18 protein-coding genes and 1 tRNA gene are annotated in these 17,215 nt (G+C 77.2%); 10 read left to right on the top strand and 9 right to left on the bottom strand.

Annotation, left to right across the window (positions count from 1 at the left end):
• Positions 1-52: 52 nt before the first annotated feature.
• Positions 53-406 carry a metalloregulator ArsR/SmtB family transcription factor gene (locus tag ACI79V_RS16860; RefSeq protein ID WP_456890981.1) on the bottom strand — a complete coding sequence of 118 codons (354 nt, stop codon included), beginning with the start codon at positions 404-406 and terminating at the stop codon, positions 53-55.
• A 147-nt stretch (positions 407-553) separates the two neighbouring features.
• On the opposite strand from ACI79V_RS16860, the gene ACI79V_RS16865 reads away from it, so the two are divergent.
• The 3 genes from ACI79V_RS16865 (at position 554) to ACI79V_RS16875 (ending at position 3,483) form a co-directional block, all read left to right on the top strand.
• Positions 554-2,002 (top strand): NAD(P)-binding domain-containing protein, encoded by a 1,449-nt coding sequence (locus ACI79V_RS16865; protein WP_456890983.1) that lies wholly within the window; start codon positions 554-556, stop codon positions 2,000-2,002.
• A gap of 9 nt (positions 2,003-2,011) precedes the next feature.
• Positions 2,012-3,328 carry an MFS transporter gene (locus ACI79V_RS16870; protein WP_456890985.1) on the top strand — a complete coding sequence of 439 codons (1,317 nt, stop codon included), beginning with the start codon at positions 2,012-2,014 and terminating at the stop codon, positions 3,326-3,328.
• 68 nt (positions 3,329-3,396) lie between these two features.
• A tRNA-Ser gene (locus tag ACI79V_RS16875) sits at positions 3,397-3,483 on the top strand.
• Between the two features lie 94 nt (positions 3,484-3,577).
• Here ACI79V_RS16875 and ACI79V_RS16880 read toward each other — a convergent pair.
• Positions 3,578-4,441 (bottom strand): hypothetical protein, encoded by an 864-nt coding sequence (locus ACI79V_RS16880; RefSeq protein WP_456890987.1) that lies wholly within the window; start codon positions 4,439-4,441, stop codon positions 3,578-3,580.
• Positions 4,442-4,679: 238 nt separating this feature from the next.
• Complete coding sequence (locus ACI79V_RS16885; protein ID WP_456890989.1) at positions 4,680-5,687, bottom strand: hypothetical protein; 1,008 nt, start codon at positions 5,685-5,687, stop codon at positions 4,680-4,682.
• 255 nt (positions 5,688-5,942) lie between these two features.
• Between ACI79V_RS16885 and ACI79V_RS16890 the strand changes: the two genes are divergently transcribed.
• Entirely contained in the window at positions 5,943-6,914 is a 972-nt protein-coding gene (locus ACI79V_RS16890) for a GGDEF domain-containing protein (protein WP_456890991.1), read from the top strand.
• 58 nt (positions 6,915-6,972) lie between these two features.
• Here ACI79V_RS16890 and ACI79V_RS16895 read toward each other — a convergent pair whose 3' ends face one another.
• The gene (locus ACI79V_RS16895) at positions 6,973-8,082 is read right to left on the bottom strand and encodes an NAD(P)/FAD-dependent oxidoreductase (protein ID WP_456890993.1); all 1,110 of its coding nucleotides are present in this window, start codon (positions 8,080-8,082) and stop codon (positions 6,973-6,975) included.
• 121 nt (positions 8,083-8,203) lie between these two features.
• Between ACI79V_RS16895 and ACI79V_RS16900 the strand changes: the two genes are divergently transcribed.
• Positions 8,204-8,752 carry a mycothiol transferase gene (locus ACI79V_RS16900; RefSeq protein ID WP_456890997.1) on the top strand — a complete coding sequence of 183 codons (549 nt, stop codon included), beginning with the start codon at positions 8,204-8,206 and terminating at the stop codon, positions 8,750-8,752.
• Between the two features lie 22 nt (positions 8,753-8,774).
• Positions 8,775-9,284 carry an NUDIX domain-containing protein gene (locus ACI79V_RS16905; RefSeq protein WP_456891000.1) on the top strand — a complete coding sequence of 170 codons (510 nt, stop codon included), beginning with the start codon at positions 8,775-8,777 and terminating at the stop codon, positions 9,282-9,284.
• Here ACI79V_RS16905 and ACI79V_RS16910 read toward each other — a convergent pair.
• Positions 9,281-10,093, bottom strand: coding sequence for an endonuclease/exonuclease/phosphatase family protein (locus tag ACI79V_RS16910; RefSeq protein WP_456891003.1), 813 nt, complete (start codon positions 10,091-10,093; stop codon positions 9,281-9,283). The genes ACI79V_RS16905 and ACI79V_RS16910 overlap by 4 nt on opposite strands.
• A 65-nt stretch (positions 10,094-10,158) precedes the next feature.
• Here ACI79V_RS16910 and ACI79V_RS16915 point away from each other — a divergent pair, with 65 nt between their 5' ends.
• From ACI79V_RS16915 to ACI79V_RS16925, 3 genes are all read left to right on the top strand, one after another.
• Entirely contained in the window at positions 10,159-11,049 is an 891-nt protein-coding gene (locus ACI79V_RS16915; protein WP_456876241.1) for a 1,4-dihydroxy-2-naphthoyl-CoA synthase, read from the top strand.
• An 18-nt stretch (positions 11,050-11,067) separates the two neighbouring features.
• Positions 11,068-11,400 carry a hypothetical protein gene (locus ACI79V_RS16920; protein ID WP_456891005.1) on the top strand — a complete coding sequence of 111 codons (333 nt, stop codon included), beginning with the start codon at positions 11,068-11,070 and terminating at the stop codon, positions 11,398-11,400.
• A gap of 127 nt (positions 11,401-11,527) precedes the next feature.
• Positions 11,528-12,124, top strand: coding sequence for a TetR-like C-terminal domain-containing protein (locus ACI79V_RS16925; RefSeq protein WP_456876446.1), 597 nt, complete (start codon positions 11,528-11,530; stop codon positions 12,122-12,124).
• Between the two features lie 30 nt (positions 12,125-12,154).
• Here ACI79V_RS16925 and ACI79V_RS16930 read toward each other — a convergent pair whose 3' ends face one another.
• Positions 12,155-12,862 carry a TetR/AcrR family transcriptional regulator gene (locus tag ACI79V_RS16930; protein WP_456891007.1) on the bottom strand — a complete coding sequence of 236 codons (708 nt, stop codon included), beginning with the start codon at positions 12,860-12,862 and terminating at the stop codon, positions 12,155-12,157.
• A 107-nt stretch (positions 12,863-12,969) separates the two neighbouring features.
• Between ACI79V_RS16930 and ACI79V_RS16935 the strand changes: the two genes are divergently transcribed.
• Positions 12,970-13,923 carry a Gfo/Idh/MocA family protein gene (locus ACI79V_RS16935; RefSeq protein WP_456891009.1) on the top strand — a complete coding sequence of 318 codons (954 nt, stop codon included), beginning with the start codon at positions 12,970-12,972 and terminating at the stop codon, positions 13,921-13,923.
• Here the strand turns inward: ACI79V_RS16935 and ACI79V_RS16940 are convergent.
• The 3 genes from ACI79V_RS16940 to ACI79V_RS16950 all read right to left on the bottom strand — a co-directional run bounded on the left by ACI79V_RS16940 (position 13,836) and on the right by ACI79V_RS16950 (position 17,166).
• Complete coding sequence (locus tag ACI79V_RS16940) at positions 13,836-15,062, bottom strand: glycosyltransferase (protein ID WP_456891011.1); 1,227 nt, start codon at positions 15,060-15,062, stop codon at positions 13,836-13,838. The two genes, ACI79V_RS16935 and ACI79V_RS16940, sit on opposite strands and share 88 nt — an antisense overlap.
• The gene (locus ACI79V_RS16945; protein WP_456891013.1) at positions 15,059-16,024 is read right to left on the bottom strand and encodes a glucosyl-3-phosphoglycerate synthase; all 966 of its coding nucleotides are present in this window, start codon (positions 16,022-16,024) and stop codon (positions 15,059-15,061) included. The genes ACI79V_RS16940 and ACI79V_RS16945 overlap by 4 nt, the downstream gene beginning before the upstream one ends.
• Before the next feature lie 167 nt (positions 16,025-16,191).
• On the bottom strand, positions 16,192-17,166 hold the full coding sequence (locus ACI79V_RS16950; RefSeq protein ID WP_456891015.1) for a glucosyl-3-phosphoglycerate synthase: 975 nt from the start codon (positions 17,164-17,166) through the stop codon (positions 16,192-16,194).
• Between the last annotated feature and the right edge of the window lie 49 nt (positions 17,167-17,215).

A 17,215-nucleotide genomic window follows, 5' to 3' on the forward strand; every position in this document is an offset into this window, starting at 1 on the left:
ACGGGCTCCGGATCGGCGGGTCAAGGGAACAACCGGTGAACTCGCGGGTGCCTCAGCGCGGCGCCAGCACCGCGCGCAGGGACTCCAGCGCGGCCGGGTTCACCGCGTACCAGACGTTGCGGCCGCGCTTCTCGCTGACCAGGACGCCGGCGGAGACCAGCCTGCCGAGGTGGTGCGAGACGGTGGGCTGGCTGCGACCGACCGGGTCGACCAGGTCGCAGGCGCACACGGCCTCCCCGGCGGTGGCCAGCAGCGACACCAGGCGCAACCGGACCGGGTCGGCCAGTGCGGCGAACTGCCGGGCCAGGGTCTGCGCGCCGTCCTCGGTCAGGACCTCGGCGGCGAGCGGCGCGCAGCACGCGACCGCCTCGGGCCGGCCGAGCGCCTGCACCTCGATCGCGGTCATCGGCCTCTCCTCGGTCCCGCGGGATGCCCCCGACGTATTGACAGACGTCGATGATACGCGGACCCTCTCACATCGACGGTGATCGATACATCAGCGCCGACCGAACCGCCGGCAGGACGCTCTGCCGGCCCGTGGAGGAGCCGCACCATGACCAGTCGCACGCGCACCAGCCCCCTCACGACCGGCCCCACCGGCGGGCCCGCCGGCACGGACCTGCCGGTCGTCGTCATCGGTGCCGGCCCGGTTGGCCTGGCCGCGGCCGCCCACCTCGGGAAGCGGGGTCTGCGGCCGCTGGTGTTCGAGGCCCGCGACGCCGTCGGCGCCGCGGTGCGCGCGTGGGGGCACGTGCGCACGTTCACGCCCTGGCCGTTCGTCGTCGACGCCGTCGCCGAGGAGTTGCTGGCCCCCACCGGCTGGTCCCGCCCCACCGGCGACACCCCACCGACCGGATCGGAGCTCGTGACCGCCTATCTCGAGCCGCTCGCCGCCGTCCTCGGCCCCGACGTGGTGCACACCGGCACGCGCGTCCTGGCCGTCTCGCGGGACGGGCTCGACAAGGCCCGCAGCGTGGGCCGCGACACCCGCCCGTTCCTCGTCCGCGTGCGAGACGCCTCGGGACGGACCAGGGACGTCCGCGCCCGCGCGGTCGTCGACGCCTCGGGCACGTGGGGCCGGCCCAACCCGCTGGGCGGCTCCGGGCTGCCCGCGGTGGGCGAGGCCGAGGCCGCCGCGGCGGGACTGCTCGTCGGACCGCTGCCCGACGTGCTGGGCGCCGACCGGGCCCGGTTCGCCGGTCGGCGCACGCTGGTCGTCGGCGCGGGGCACTCCGCGGCGAACACCCTGCTGGCCCTGGCGCGGCTGGCGGCCGAGGAGCCGGGCACCGAGATCGTCTGGGCGATCCGGGGCACCGACGCCCGCCGGCTCTACGGCGGTGGCGAGGCCGACCAGCTGGCCGCCCGTGGCCGGCTCGGGTCCGACCTGCGGTCCCTGGTCGCCTCCGGCGCCGTCACCCAGGTCACCGGGTTCTCCACCACCCGGCTGGAGCCGGCCGCCGACGGGCGGTCGGTGACCGTGGTCGGCACCACCGCCGAGGGCGAGCGGCGGATCGAGGACGTGCACGCCGTCGCGGCGGCCACCGGCTTCCGCCCGGACCTCGGCCTGCTGAGCGAGGTCCGCCTCGACCTCGACCCCGGGCTGGAGGCGCCCGTGCGGCTGGCCCCGCTGGTCGATCCCGCCTTCCACAGCTGCGGGACCGTCCCGCCACACGGTCACCGCGAGCTCGCCCACGAGGGCGAGCCGGGGCTCTACGTCGTCGGGACGAAGAGCTACGGCCGGGCGCCGACGTTCCTGATCACCACCGGCAACGAGCAGGTCCGGTCCATCGCCGCCCACCTGTCCGGCGACGAGGCGGCCGCCGCCGAGGTGCAGCTGGTGCTGCCCGAGACCGGTGTGTGCTCGGTCCAGCGGGGGCCGTCCCGGCTCGCCGAGCCGGTGGACGCCGCCCACGCGGCGTGGGCCGGCGGTGGGCCGCGGCTGGGGTTCGCGACCGGCGTCGGGGGTGGCCGGAGCGCGGACACCGCCGCCTGCTGCGGCTGAGCAGCGGCGGTGGGCGACGTCGTCGCGGCCCCCCGCCGGGGAGCCGGGTGGCGGTTCCACGGCTGGCGGATCGTCGCCACCCTGGCCGTGACCGAGACCCTGTCGTGGGCGGTCCTCTACTACGCGTTCGCGGTGTTCCAGCTGCCCATGCGCGCCGAGCTCGGCTTCTCCGCGGCGGAGACCTCCGGCGCCTTCTCCCTCGCCGTGCTGCTCACCGGCGTCGCCGCCGTGCCCATCGCGCGGTGGCTGGACCGGCACGGCGCCCGCGGGTTGATGACGGTGGGCTCCGCGGCCGCGGTCCTGCTCGTGCTGGCCTGGTCCCGGGTGCACACCCTGACCGGCCTGTACCTGGTCTTCGCCGGCATCGGCGTGGTGTCGGCCGCGGTGCTCTACGAGCCCGCGTTCGCCGTCGTGGTCCGCTGGTTCACCGTCGACCGGGGCCGCGCCCTGCTCGCCATCACCCTCGTCGCCGGGTTCGCCTCCACCGTCTCGCTGCCCGCCAGCACGGCGTTGATCGCCGCGCTGGGCTGGCGGGACGCGCTGGTCGTGCTCGCCGGGGTGCTGGCGGTGGCCACGGTGGTCCCGCACGCGCTGGTGCTGCGCCGTGACCCCGCCGACCTCGGGCTGCTCCCCGACGGCGCACCCGGCCCTCCGCCGGCCCCCGTCCGTGCCGGGCCGGAGCCCGCACCCCGGCGCACCCTGGCGGCCACCGCCCGCGCCGCGCTGGCCGACGTCCGCTTCCGCCGGCTGACGCTCGCCTTCGCGGCGAACACCTTCGCCGTCGTCGTCGTGGCGGTGCACCTGGTGCCGTACCTGACCGAGCGGGGACACTCGGCCGCCTTCGCCGCGACCGCCACCGGCGCGCTCGGCGCGCTCTCGGTCACCGGCCGGCTCCTGGTCACCGGCGCCAGCCGCCGCTGGCCGGTCGCGACGGTGACCGCCGTCGCCTTCGGCCTCCAGTCCGTGGCGGTCCTGCTGCTCCTCGTCGCCGGTGCGAGCACCGCCGGGGCGGCCGGCTCCGTCGTGCTGTTCGGGCTCGGCTTCGGTGTCGGCACGATCGCCCGCCCACGGATGCTCGCCGACGCCTACGGCACCCGGGACTACGCCACCCTCGCTGCGCTGCTCGGCGTGGCGCTGACCGCGGCCAAGACGGCCGGGCCGGTGACCGCCGGGGTGCTGCGCACGGCGACCGGCGGCTATGCGACCGCGCTGGTCACCGTCGCCGCCGTCGCGGCGCTCGCTGCGGTCGCGGTGGCCGCCGCCGGCTCGGCTCCCGGACCGTCCACCGGGCCGGACGCCCCCGGCGGCCAGATGGTCATCCGGTGACCGGCGCGGGTAGCGTCGGCGCACCGAACTCCCGTCGCGCGGGGCTCTGCGCCGGTGGTGGGCTCGGAGGAGGGCTCGCCTAGCGGCCGATGGCGGCGGTCTTGAAAACCGCTATGGGGTCACACCCATCGTGGGTTCGAATCCCACGCCCTCCGCACCGATCTGGCCATCCGTCCGGGTGCCGGGTGTCTCCAGGTCCCCGTTCCACCCACGCGGCTGGAGCGGCGCAGGGACAGGGGAGTCGGTCGCTCAGCAGGCGACCGCAGGCCGCGCGCCGTTGCCGAACTCCAGCCGGACGCCGCTGCCGCGCGTGATGAGCAGGGCGGCTCCGTCCTCCCGGCTCCAGCCGGACGGCAGGAGCAGGTACTGACCGCCGGACTGCACCACCATGCGCAGACCGTCGTACCGCCAGCGGTAGGCGGCGTCGGCGTCCTGGCACGGGGTCTCCGTCACCCCGGGGGCCGTCAGGCTGAGGCTCTTCTCGCTGTACAGCGTGACGGCGTAGAGGCCGGGCGGAGCGGCGCCGAGCTGCCGGCCGCGGCTCTCCCCGACGCCGACGGCGTACGTACCGACCGCCCAGAACAGCCCGATGCTCACCAGGACGAACACGGCCGCCCACTCCGTCATCGTCGCGGCGGGTCCGGGGGACCACGGTCCCCGCTTCCCCGCGGCCCCGGCCAGCAAGGAGCGGACGAGGTGAGCCGCGTAGGCGAGGAGCAGCGCGCCGATCGACAGCCCGAGGCCACGGGCCTCCGGGAAGGTGGTGAAGACCGCGCCGTTCCGGACGGTGTCGGTGACGGCGAGCCCGACCAGCACCAGCCCGGTGACCGCGCAGAGCGGGGCGAGCACCGAGAGGAGCCGGCTGCGCACCCCGTCCGGCACCGTGCCGACCAGCAGCTGGTGTGCCCACAGCGCGACGACGGTGGCGCCGGCGACCACCACCAGCGGCGGGATCATCCCGTCGGCGCTGCGCACCAGGTAGTCCTGGGCCGACAGGTCGAGCACCGTGTACTGCACGCCGAGGTACCGGAAGAGACCGGTGGCGTGCATCCGGCCGAAGTAGAGCAGCAGCGCCGTCAGCAACGTCGTGGGGGCGACCACCGTGCTGAACACGCTCAGCACCTTCGGCAGGCCCGTGGCCAGGTCCGTCGTCAGTTCCGCGTCCGGCCCCGGGGGTCCCGGCCGGCGTGTGCGGATCCGACGGGGACGGGTGCCGGCCCCTCGCTCGGGACGCCGGACGCCGTCGCCGCTGCCCTCCGGAGAGCCGGCCGAGCGGCGGCGCGGCGCGGTCCCCTGCCTCGATGGGCGGCTCATCCCACCGCCTTCCGCGCGGGTGCGGGTGCTCCGCTGGTCAGGATCCGGATGCCTGGGTGCCGTCGCACTCCGCCGGCGCGCCCGTCTCGTCGACCCCCGGATCGACCACCGCCACGAGGATGACGGCCTCGCCGGGAGGGCTGCTCTCGACGAGGGCGCTCAGCGCCCCCTCTCCCGGTGGCGGGGTCGTCGCCACCGCACACCACCCGCCGTTCGCCCCCGGCGCGGACCCCTCGGTGTCGATCTGCACGTCGACACAGTCCGGGTACTCGCCGCACTCGGCGAGCTGTGCCTCCCTGAACTGGTCGAAGGTGAAGAAGGCGCCCAGCCGGTCGATGATGTCCGCGTCCGGCGGGGCTCCGCCTGGGCGGGGAGCGGCGCTCGAGCCGGTACCGGGTTCGCCCCCGGGCCGCGCGGTGCCGGGGTCGGGCTGGGGCGCGGTGGTGCCGGGGTCGGGCTGGGGTGCCGGGGCGGTGGTGCCCGGGTCGGGTTGCGGCGCGGGGTCGTTGGTGCCGGGGGCCGGCTGGGGTGCCGGGTCGTCGGTGCCGGGGGCCGGCTGGGGTGCCGGGGCGTCGGTGCCGGGGGCCGGCTGGGGTGCCGGCGCATCGGTGCCCGGGTCGGGTTGCGGTGCCGGCGCATCGGTGCCCGGGTCGGGTTGCGGTGCGGGGTCGTCGGTGCCCGGGTCGGGTTGCGGTGCCGGCGCATCGGTGCCCGGGTCGGGTTGCGGTGCGGGGTCGTCGGTGCCGGGGTCGTCGTCGCCGCTCGGTCCGTTGCCGTCTCCGCCGTCGGCCGGCCCGGTGCCGGGCGGGTCGCCGGCAGGGGCTCCCGGGCCCGGGTCGACGGGGGACCCGTTCCCGTCGCCGGCCGGGTCGCCGTCGCCGTCGCCCGTGTCGTCCTGACTCGGCGGCGTGGGGGCTGCGTCCGCCTGCGGAGCGCTCACCGACGCGTCGGCCGAGCTGCTCGCGGGATCGGTGCCGCCGCACGACGAGAGGACGGTGCTCAGGACGACCACCGAGACCACGACTGCACCCCGCCTGGCGGACATGGTGACCTCCCTAGCCCTGGGACCTCCCTGGGGGACAGAGGCGATGGGCCGTGGTCCCGATACACCGGGGAGCCGTCGTGCACGGTGTCCGGGGAGGCCGGACGGCACCTCGTCCAGGTCGGACGGCCGTCTTCCGCCCCCTTCGGGTGGGTCGGCTCAGGGCAACCCCCCGTTGCCGCCGATGCAGCGGGTGTGGCCGTTCCCCCGGGACTGAGAGCGCGGCAGCCGGGGGCGGCTGCGCGGTCCCTCGTGCTCATGCTCGGCGTCTCCGCCGCCGTCCTCGCCGTGGTCAGCACCTTCGGCACCAACGCGGCGACGGCGTTCACCGTGGGCGCCTCCTGGGCGGGGGTCACCCTCCTCGTGGTCCTGGCCCTCGTCGTCGGGTCCACCGACGCCGAGCGGCTCGACCGCGGCGGGGTCCTGGTCGGGGCCGGGGTCGCCGGCGCACTCCTGGTCTGCGGCCTCAACCTGCTCACCCAGGACTCCTCGGCCGGCGCCCAGGCGTTCCTCGCCTTCCCCGTGCTCTGGGCGGCGTCGCACCTGCGCCGCACCGCGGTCGCCCTCGTGACGGCGACGGCCGTGGCCGCCAACGCCGTCGTCGTGCCGCTGCTGGTCCCCCTCGAGGTGGGCGTCAGCGACGTCCTCATCACCGGGGTCGTGCTCACCGTCGTCGCGTCGATGCTCGAGCGCTCCTGCGCGGTGCAGGAGCGGCTGGTCCGGGCGCTCGAGCAGCAGGCCACCGTGGACACCCTCACCGGCCTGGTCAACCGCCGCGTCCTCGACGACGCCCTGACCGTGGCCCTGGCCGGCTCCGGGACCGACGGCACGGCCCTGCTGCTGCTCGACGTCGACTCCTTCAAGCAGATCAACGACGAGCACGGCCACCCCGTCGGCGACGACGCGCTGGTGCACCTCGCCGGCATCGTCCGGGGGCAGATCCGCGCCGGCGACGCCGTGCTGTCCCGCCTCGGCGGCGACGAGCTCGCCGTGCTCCTGCCCGGCTGCAGCTCCGAGGTCGCAGTGGCCCGCGCCGAGTCGGTGCTCGAGTCGGTCCTGTCCACCCCGCTCACGCTGCCCGACGGCAGCCTGCTGGCGATGTCGGTGAGCGTCGGGGTGGCGCACTCCCGCGGCGCGCTGGGCCGGCGCGAGTTCTACGCCGCCGCCGACCGGGCCCTCTACCGCGCCAAGCGCGGCGGCCGCGGCCGGGTCGAGGTCGCCACGGCCTGACGGACCGGTTCCGGCAACCAATATCGCGATAAAGGCACCTCGTCAGCAGAGGACGTGATCAGCGGAGGTGGCGGGCCGCGGCGGTGAGGGTCCGGGCGGTGAGCCGGCCGTCGGCGAGCCCGAGCGCCACCACGTCGTCGAACACCCGCTGGTCGGCCGCGGCCGCGCGGAAGGCGGCGTCCATCACCACCGGCCAGCGGCTGATCCAGGACGCCGCCGACGCCGACCGGTGGTGGGCGCCCAGCCGGCGGCGCAGCGCCCGCCGGTGCGCCGCTCCCGCGCCCGCCCCGGCCGCCGCCGCGCGCCCGGCCAGCGCCCCGGACAGGACGGCGTAGAAGATCCCCTCCCCGGTCATCGGGTTGACCAGCGACGCGGCGTCCCCGGTGAGCAGCACCCGCCCGTCGGGCTGGCGCGGCCGCCCGGTCGACAGCGGCAGCCGGTGCGCCCGCAGCCTCTCCGGCTCGACCCCCGGCAGCAGCCGGTGCAGCCCCTCCACCAGCGCCGCGCGGGTGGCCCCGCCGGACACCAGCTCCCCGTAGCCCACGTTGGCCCGCCCGTCGCCCAGCGGGAACGACCAGGCGTAGGCCGGCCAGCGCTGCTCGGTGGTCACCAGCACCTGGGTGCCGGCCTGCCCGGGCGGTTCCGGCGCGTACCCGCGCAGCGCCACCGCCATCCGGTCGTCGCGGTTGCGCCGCAGGCCCAGGGCCCGCCGCACCACCGACTCCGCGCCGTCGGCACCGACGAGCACCCCGGCGGTGAGCACCCCGTCGACGACGACCCCGCCGGGTGTCGGCGCCACCGCGCGGACCGCGTGCCGGCGGAACACCGCGCCCCGGTCGAGCGCGGCGGCCAGCAGGCGGGCGTCGAACACCTCGCGCGGCACCACCGACGACGGCCGGGCGGTCGCCCGCTCGACCGCGGCCCCGCCCGGTGAGCGCAGCGCCAGCCGGGGTGCGGGTGCGTATCCGGCGGTCAGCGCGGCGGCGTCGACGCCCAGCCCGGCCAGCACGTCCAGCGCCTCGGGGGCGATGCCGTCGCCGCAGACCTTGTCGCGGGGGAAGTCCGCCCGGTCGAGGACGAGCACCGACGCGCCGGTGTCCAGGGCGGACAGGGCGGCCGCCGCCCCCGCCGGGCCGCCCCCGACCACGACGACGTCCCAGCGCTCCACGACGGCGACGCTAGGCAGCGCGGCGGGCGGCGGCCAGCCGGGCGGCGGCCGCCGGTTCCGGTCCTGGTCCGTCCCGACCGCCCGGCGGAGGATGGCGGCACCGGCGTCCCGAGGAGGCCCCGTGTCCGCACGCGACGAGCCGACCGTGCTGCTGACCCTGCTCGCCGACCAGCGCACCGCCCTCCGCAACGCCCTCCACGGGCTGACCGAGGAGCAGGCCCGGGCCACGCCCAGCGCCAGCGCGCTGTCGCTGTCGGCGCTCGTCAAGCACGTGACGCAGGGGGAGCGGGCCACCGTCGCCGGCCGGATCGGGCGCCGTCCGCACGGGATGGCGGCCGACACGCAGGCGGGGTGGATGGCGGGGTTCACCGTCGCCGCCGACGAGACCGTCGACGTGCTGCTCGACCGCTGGGCCGCGGTGGCGCGGGAGACCGAGGAGGTCGTGCGCGCCGAGCGCGACCTCGACCGCCGGGTCGAGGTCCGCGCGGACGTCGCGCGGTGGCTGCCGCCGCGCACCGTGGTCACCGTCCGCTGGCTGCTGCTGCACCAGGTCCAGGAGCAGGCGCGGCACGCCGGGCACGCCGACGTCATCCGCGAGTCGATCGACGGCAAGGGCGCCTGGCAGCTGGAGGCCGAGGCGCAGGGCATCGCGGCGCCGAGCTGGGACTGACCCGGGGGCGGAGGTCCGGCCGGTGCGGTGGAATGGGGGCGTGGTGACCAGCGGGCTGACCCCCACCGACGGCTGGACCACCTGCTCCCTGGGCCACCGTCACTGGGGCCGCGCCGGCGCGGCGGGCCTGCTGGTCCACCGCGACGGCGCCACCGGCCCGGAGCTGCTGCTCCAGCACCGCGCGCTGTGGTCGCACCACGGCGGCACCTGGGGGACGCCCGGCGGCGCGCTGCACCTGGGTGAGACGCCCGAGCAGGGCGCGCTGCGGGAGGTCGAGGAGGAGCTCGGGCTGCCCGCGCGCGACCTGGTGCTCGGCGCCCGGTCGGTCGACGACCACGGCGGCTGGGCCTACACGACGGTGCTCGCCCGCCCGGTGGGCGACCTCGACCCGTCCCGGCTGCGACTCGACGGCGAGAGCACCGGCGTGGCCTGGGTGGCGCTGGCCGCCCTGCACCAGGTGACGCTGCACCCCGGTCTCGCCGGCTCTCTGGACCGGCTGCGGCCGCTGCTCCTCGACGGGACGGCCGCCTAACCCCTCTCGACGGTCACCGTCAGCGCCCGGTGGTCACCCACCGGCAGCGCCCGGGCGACGGCGTCCCGGCCGGTCGCGGCACGGCCCAGCGCCAGCAGGTGGTCGAGCTGCAGTCGCGGCGCGTGCACCGGGAAGCTCGGCTCCCGCACCAGCCGGGTCGCCCCCAGCAGCCGCGCCGGGACGTTCCCGGGCAGGTTGAGGTCGCCGGCCAGCACGACCGGGCCGGGAAGCGCCGCCGCCCACCGGCGCAGCCGCCGCAGCTGGCGGACGGCGGTCGGCGGCGAGAAGGACAGGTGGGTGGCCACCACGCTCATCCCGTCCAGGCAGGCGGCGACGGCGACGCGCGGCTCGTCCGGGATCCACCACGTCCGCAGCCGGCCGGTGCCCGGGTCGGGTGCCCGCAGCGGCAGCCGCGCCCGCCCGGCGCCCAGTCCCAGCACCGCCCAGCGGCGCACCGGGCGGCGGGACAGCAGGGCGATGCCGTAGGACGGCGTGGCGACGGCGTCCCCGGGCCCGCGCAGGCCCGCCGGGTCGGCCGGGGTCCAGGTGCCGCGGAACGGGCTCGGCGTGCCGGTGAGGGTGGCCGCCGCCCGCCAGTCGACCGCGTGCAGCGCCGCGGCGAGCGCCGCCGCCTGGTCGGTGTCCCCCGAGCGGGGCTGGCAGGCGTCGACCTCCTGCACGGCGAGCACGTCGACGGGGAGGTCGGCGACGGCGGCGCCGAGGCGCGGCGCCGTCAGCACGCGGCCGTCGGGACCGCGGCCGGAGGCGAGGTTGAGGGTGCCCACACGCAGGGCCTCGCCGTCGGGCACGCGTCCGACGCTAGCCGCGCGGCGGCCGCCGCGCCCGGCCGGGCGGGACTCGATACCTTCTCCGGGTGAGCGCCCGCGACGACGTCTCGGAGATCTTCGACAGCGGGGCGTGGCGGCCGGTCGACGGCTTCGACTTCGCCGACCTCACCTACCACCGGGCCGTCGACGCCGGCGTCGTCCGGATCGCCTTCGACCGGCCCGAGGTGCGCAACGCGTTCCGGCCGCAGACGGTCGACGAGCTGATCACCGCGCTCGAGCACGCCCGGCTGTCCACCGACGTCGGCTGCGTGCTGCTCACCGGCAACGGGCCCAGCCCCCGGGACGGCGGCTGGGCGTTCTGCTCGGGCGGTGACCAGCGGGTGCGCGGCCGGCACGGCTACGAGCACGAGGTCGGGCGCACCAGCGGCCGGCTGCACGTGCTCGAGGCCCAGCGGCTCATCCGGTTCATGCCCAAGGTCGTCGTCTGCGTCGTCCCCGGCTGGGCGGCCGGCGGCGGGCACAGCCTGCACGTGGTCTCCGACCTGACGCTGGCCAGCGCCGAGCACGCGCGGTTCAAGCAGACCGACGCCGACGTCGGCAGCTTCGACGGCGGCTTCGGCTCGGCCTACCTCGCCCGCCAGGTGGGCCAGAAGTTCGCCCGCGAGGTGTTCTTCCTCGGCGAGGAGTACTCGGCGGAGGACGCGCACCGCATGGGCATGGTCAACCGGGTCGTGCCGCACGCCGAGCTCGAGGCGACCGCGCTGGACTGGGGGCGGCGGATCGTGGCCAAGAGCCCGACCGCGCAGCGGATGCTCAAGTACTCGTTCAACCTGGTCGACGACGGGCTGGTCGGCCAGCAGCTCTTCGCCGGGGAGACGACCCGGCTCGCCTACGCGGCCGAGGAGGCCGTCGAGGGCCGCGACGCCTTCCTGGAGAAGCGCGACCCCGACTTCTCCCGGTTCCCCTGGCACGTCTGACCCAGTCGAGGAGGACCAGTGATCGTCGAGGTGGTGGGAGGCGCCGACGAGCGTCCCGAGGTGCGGGTCGTCGACGTCGACGACCTCGGCCGGCTGCACCTGGCGCTGGGCCAGGTCACCGACGAGGAGGCCGACCAGGCGCTGCGGGACGCGGGCCTCGGCCGGCTGGAGGACGCCGAGACCGGCTCCCTCGACGCCGCGGCGCTCCGCGCCGCCGCCGAGTCGCAGGCCGACGCCGCGGACTGGGCGCAGCGCTGGGACCGGATGGTCGAGCAGGCCCGCGACCGGGGCTGGGTCAGCGAGGACGGCGCGACGCTGCAGGTCCACGTCGAGAGCGCCGCCGGGGCCTGAATCGGGCCGTGACCTGTGTGTTCGGCCGTCACCGCCGCGGTCCCCGGAATTCGGTCGTTGTGGTCACTCCATCCATTCGTCAGTATGAGGCTGTGCACAACCTGATGACGTGCGAACGGATCCGCTCGTGAGCGGCACGCCCGGGCGCCCGCTGAGCGCTGAGCTGTCCGAGCAGCTGGTCGCGGTCGCCGTCGACATCCTCGCCGAGGAGGGCTGGGGCCGGCTCAACAGCGACCGGGTCGCGGCCCGGGCACGCGCGGGCAAGGCCGGCATCTACCGGCGCTGGCCCTCGATGTCCGCGCTGGCCCGCTCGGCGGTCAGTCGCTTCCGCCTGGTCACCCCGCCCGACGACGAGGGCTCGCCCCGCGCCGACCTGGTCGCGCTGGTCGCCTCCTGGCGCCGCCCGCTCTCCCGCGAGGAGCGGGCCGTGGCCAGCCTCGTCGGCGCCGCCCGCCACGACGAGGACCTGCGGGCCGGCCTCGACGCCGCCCTCGTCCACCCGCTCACCGCGGCGGTCGAGGTCATGGGCGCGCGCTGGGCGGAGCGAGGTGACGAGGTGCCCGACGAGCGGCTGGCCCTGCTGCGCTCGGTGCTCGAGGCCTTCTGGTGGCAGCGACTCACCGTCGCCGGCGACGGCGCCATGGTGGCCGAGCACGTCGAGCAGGTGGTCGACGAGGTGCTGATGCCGATCGTGGCGCCGGCCGTGGAGCCCGTCGCCCGCTGATCCGCGGCCCGCGACCCCGGCGCCGCGCCCTCAGACGGCGCGCAGGACGCCGGGGTCCTCGTCGTCCCGGAGGACGCCGGGCCTGACGCCGAGGTCGGCACCGGCGTCGTCCTGCAGGCGGGCGAGCAGCCGGTCGGTGAGCGCGCGGGTCCGCGCGGCCAGCGCCGGGACGTCCTCGGGGGCGGGCAGCCGGTCGCGCAGGGCGGTGACCAGCGTCCGCGTGGTCGCCAGCCACGTGGCGGCCACCAGCGCGGCGGTCAGCCGGGGGTCGGCGGGCGCGGGCTGTTCGGCGTCCGGGCCGGTCCACGCCTCCTCCAGGGCGACACGCAGCAGCCGCTCGGCCTCGTGGTGCAGCTCCCGCTCGGCCGCCTGCAGCGTCGTCGACCGGTCGAGCGCGCCGACGGTGCACCGCCCCTCGGGCGTGCCCAGGCGCTCGACGAAGCGGCCCATCGCGTCGGTGAGGTGCTCGCGCAGCGCGGTCAGTGGCGGCACGCCGGGCGCGCGGCCCCGCACGGCCTCCGCCGGGCCGGGGACCCACGGCGACCGGCCCGACCAGAACAGCTCCTCCTTGGTCGCGAAGTGGTTGAACACCGTCTGCACCGCCACGTCGGCGGCGGAGGCGACGTCGGCGATGGTCACCGCGTCGAAGCCGCGTTCGTGGAACAGGCGCTGCGCGTTGTCCCGGACGTGGGCGTGCGTCCGGGCCTTCTTCTGGGCCCGGCGGGACTGCTCACTCACGGTCGGCAGGCTAACAACGCGGTGGCGCACGAGCGTGGGATGCGGAACGAGATCAGCCGGAGACGGGGCCGTGGTTCCCCGGGCCCGGACCGGGGCAGTTCCGCGGCATGACGCTGAAGGCGGGCCTGGTCGGGGCCGGTGGGGTGGGGGCGCGGCACGGGCGCACGCTGGCGGGACTCGACGGCGTGGAGCTGGTGGGGGTGGCCGACGCGGTCCCGTCCGCGGGGGCCGCGCTCGCCGCGGAGCTGGACGTGCCCGCCCTCGGCATCGACGAGCTGCTGCGATCCGGCGCGGACGCGGTCTGGCTGTGCGTGCCGCCCTTCGCGCACGGGGAGCTCGAGCTCGCGGTGGTCCGCGCCGGGCTGCCGCTGTTCGTGGAGAAGCCGCTGGGTGCCGGGCTCGCCGTCGCCGAGGAGGTGGCCGCCGCCGTCGCCGCGGCCGGCGTACCGACGGCGACCGGCTACCACTGGCGGCACCTGGACACCGTCGCCGCGGCCCGCGCGCTCTGTGCGGCGCACCCGCCGCGGCTGGTGTCGGTGACCTGGCTGGACAAGGTGCCGCCGCCGGCGTGGTGGCGGCGGGCCGACCGGTCGGGCGGGCAGGTGGTCGAGCAGGCCACCCACGTGCTCGACCTGGCCCGCGTGCTCGCCGGCGAGGTGACCGAGGTCGAGGCGGTGACGGCGCCCTCGTCGGACCCGTCGCGGGACGTCGACGACGCCACCGCGGCGCTGCTGCGCTTCGCCTCCGGCGCCGTGGGCACGCTGACCGCCGCGTGCGCCCAGCCGGCGAAGACCCACGCCGGGCTCGAGCTGTCCTGCGCCGGCGTGGCGGTGGAGCTCACCGAGACGTCGCTGACCGTGACGACGGCGGAGGGCGCCGAGCACCGCGAGCCGTCGGTGGACGCCCGCACCGCCGTCGACCGGGCCTTCGTGGACCTGCTGGTCTCCGGCACCCGGGCCGAGGGCCTGGTCGACTACGCCGAGGCGCTGCGCACCCACCGGGTGGCCGTGGCGGTCGCCGAGTCGGCCAGGACCGGGTCGCGGGTGCGGCTCGACGCCTGAGCGGCGCGCCGCACCACCTCGGCGTAGAGCCGCTCGTAGGTCGCGGCCATCACCGCGGGGGCGAAGCGGCGGCGGCCCTCGGCGGCGCAGACCTCCGGGTCGAGGGTGCCCACCCGGCGCAGGGCCGCGGCCAGACCCGCCTCGTCGTCGGCGAGGAAGCCGGTGCGGCCGTCGTCGACGAGGGCGGGCAGGCAGCCGCGGGCCGTGGCGACCACCGGCGTGCCGGCGGCCAGCGCCTCGCACACCGCCGTCGCGCCCGGCTCGTCCCAGCGCACCGGCGACAGCAGCGCCCGCGCGCGCCGGAGCAGGCCGGCCTTCTCCGCGCCGGCCACGCTGCCCACCCAGCGGGCGCGGTCGCCGTCGAGCAGGGGGTCGACGTGCTCGCGGAACCACACGACGTCGGGATGGCCCGCCCCGGGGTGCCCGGGGGTGGCCAGCGCGGCGTCGAGGGCGGCCCGGTCGGCGAAGGGGCCCACCGGCCCGGCGAGGACCACCGGGACGCCCGCGGCGGCGCCGGCCCGCAGCGCGGTGTCGGTGCCCTTGAGCTCGCAGATGCGGGCCAGGACGAGGACGGCGTCGTCCCGCTGGTCGCGGGGCAGCGGCGGCGGCCCGTCCACCGGCACCGACAGCGGCACCGCGCCCAGCGTCTGGCGGCGCATCCGCTCGGGTCCGCGGGCCACCTGGCTGTCGGACACGCCGGCGAAGAAGACCCGGCCGCGGCCGTCGAAGCGCTCGTAGAAGTCGGCATTGCGGCGCACGTCCCAGTGCAGCGTGTGCAGCACCGGCGGCACGGCCGCTCCGAGCGCGCCGAGCAGCGCCGGGCCCACCACCTCCAGGTGGGTGTGCACCACGTCGAAGGGCTCGGCGGCGCTCATGAGGGCCTCGGCCACGACCAGCGCGTGGGCGTGTGCGGTGCCGACCACCTGCGCGTAGGGCGAGCCCAGCCGGTCGAACCGCCCGGTGGGGAACGCGCTGACCAGCTCGTCGACGGGCAGCGGGGAGTCACCCGACGCCGCGAGGACCACGGTGTGCCCGCGGGCGCGCAGCTCCGTGGTGAGCGTGGCGACGACGTTCTCCAGCCCGCCGTAGCCCTCGGGCGGCACCGGCAGCCACGGGCCGGCGTCCATCAGCACCCTCACGGCCGGCGTCCCCCGTGCCCGCCGGCGGCCGCGCGTACGGTGCGCATCGGTGGCCGCTCGGTGACCGCGACGTCCCAGCTCACCGCCTCGACGCCGTCCGCAGTGCGCAGGAACTGCAGCAGCTCCGAGGCCGGGCTCCCGGCGCCGGGCCGGCGGGCCATCGCGGTCTGCAGGATCTGCCCGGCCATGCGGCCCAGCGCCGCGTCGGACTGGTGGCCGTGGTGACGGGTGCCGAGGTCCACCTGGGCCAGCGCGTCGACCCCGGCCAGCCCCGCGAGGTCGACCAGCAGGCCGAACTCGACGCCGTAGCCGGAGACGAACGGCACCCGCTCGAGCAGCCCGCGGCGCCCGGCGTACTCCCCGGACAGCGGCTGGACGAAGCCGGAGAGCTCCGGCCACCAGGCGTTGAGCAGTGGCCGGGCGAGCAGCTCGGTGACCCGTCCGCCGCCGGAGGGGACGATGCCCTCGGTGGTGGACAGCGGCCGGTCGTAGAGCGCCTTGACGTACCCGATGGCCGGGTCGGTGAGCAGCGGGCCGAGCAGGCCGACGACGAACTGCGGGTCGAAGCCGACCAGGTCGGCGTCGACGAAGACGACCAGGTCCCCGTCGGTGGCGTGCAGTCCCTTCCACAGCGCCTCGCCCTTGCCCGGGACCCGGCCGTGGGCGGCCAGCACCGTGGTGGTGTCGACGACCCGGGCCCCGGCGGCCGCGGCGACGGCGGCGGTGCGGTCGGCCGATCCGCTGTCGACGACGACCACCTCGTCGACCAGCGGCGCGTCCCGGACGAGCGCCTCGCGGATGGCGCCGACGATCGCCCCGACGGTGGGCTCCTCGTCCAGTGCGGGGAGGACGACGCTGACGGTGGTGCCCTGTTCCCGCTTGGCGTCGGCCAGCTCGGCCGCGGTCCAGCTGGACGCGGTGTACGTGCGCCGGCGCAGCCAGCGGTGGACCTCAGGCCGCATGGGCGTTCTCCCCACGGTCGGGTGCCGGTTCCCTCGCCGGCACGGGACCCCCGTCGCGACAGGATGCCGTAGACCCCGCCCGGGGGCACCCCAGGTCGCCGTCCGCCGGTCGGGGCGGTCCCCGCAGGTGGGAGCGCCGCGGGTCACCGGCCGACCCGGGCGGGGTCTCAGACCACCCCGGCGCGGCCGGCCCCGTACTCGGGCACGGTGACCATCGGCGGCCGCTCGTCGACCGTTACCGGCGTGCTCACCGGCACGAAGCCGGCGCCCTCGCTGCGGAACTGGGTGAGCAGCCCGCCGGCGCCCGCGGACCCGGTCGCGGTGCGGGACAGCACCGCCGACACGACCTGCCCGGCCATCCGGCCCAGCGCCTCCTGGTCCTGCGAGGTGTGCCGGCGCACCCCCAGGTCCACCTGCGCGAGCCCGCCCAGGCCCACCAGCCCGAGCAGGTCGACCAGCAGGCCGACCTCCACGCCGTAGCCGGAGACGAAGGGCACCTGCTCGAGCAGCTCCCGGCGGCCGGCGTACTCCCCGCCCAGCGGCTGCACCACGCCGGCCAGCTCCGGCCACAGCGCGTTGAGCAGCGGCCGGGCGGTGAGCTCGGTGACCCGGCCCCCGCCGGCGGGCGTCGAGCGGCCGTCGAGCTCCAGCGGCCGCGTGTAGCAGCCCTTGACGTAGCCGACCTGGGGGTCGGTCAGCAGAGGGGTCAGCAGCCCGGGCACGTAGTGCGACACGTCGCCGAGCAGGTCGGCGTCGAGGAAGACGAGCAGGTCGCCGCTGGTGGCCGCCAGCGACTTCCACAGCGCCTCGCCCTTGCCCGGCCGGGCGCCGTGGGCGGGCAGGACGTCGGCGGCGGCCACGACCTCGGCGCCGGCCGCGCGGGCCACCTGCGCCGTGCGGTCGGTGGAGTCGGAGTCGACGACGAGCACCTCGTCGACCAGGGGCAGCGCCCGCACCCAGCGGTCGACCAGGTCGGTGACCAGCCCGCCGACGGTGGCCTCCTCGTCGCGTGCGGGCAGCACCACGCTGACCCGGTGCCCGCCGCGGCGCTTGGCCAGCAGCAGCCCACCGGCGTCGACGTCGGCGAGGGAGCGGACGGTGGAGGTGCGGCCGGAGAACCAGGCACGGGCGTCGGGTCGCATCGGCCCACTGTCGTGGAGCCCCCGGCGCGGTCGCCACGGGGGGCGCGCG

This window comes from Geodermatophilus sp. SYSU D00700 (genome assembly GCF_054050255.1).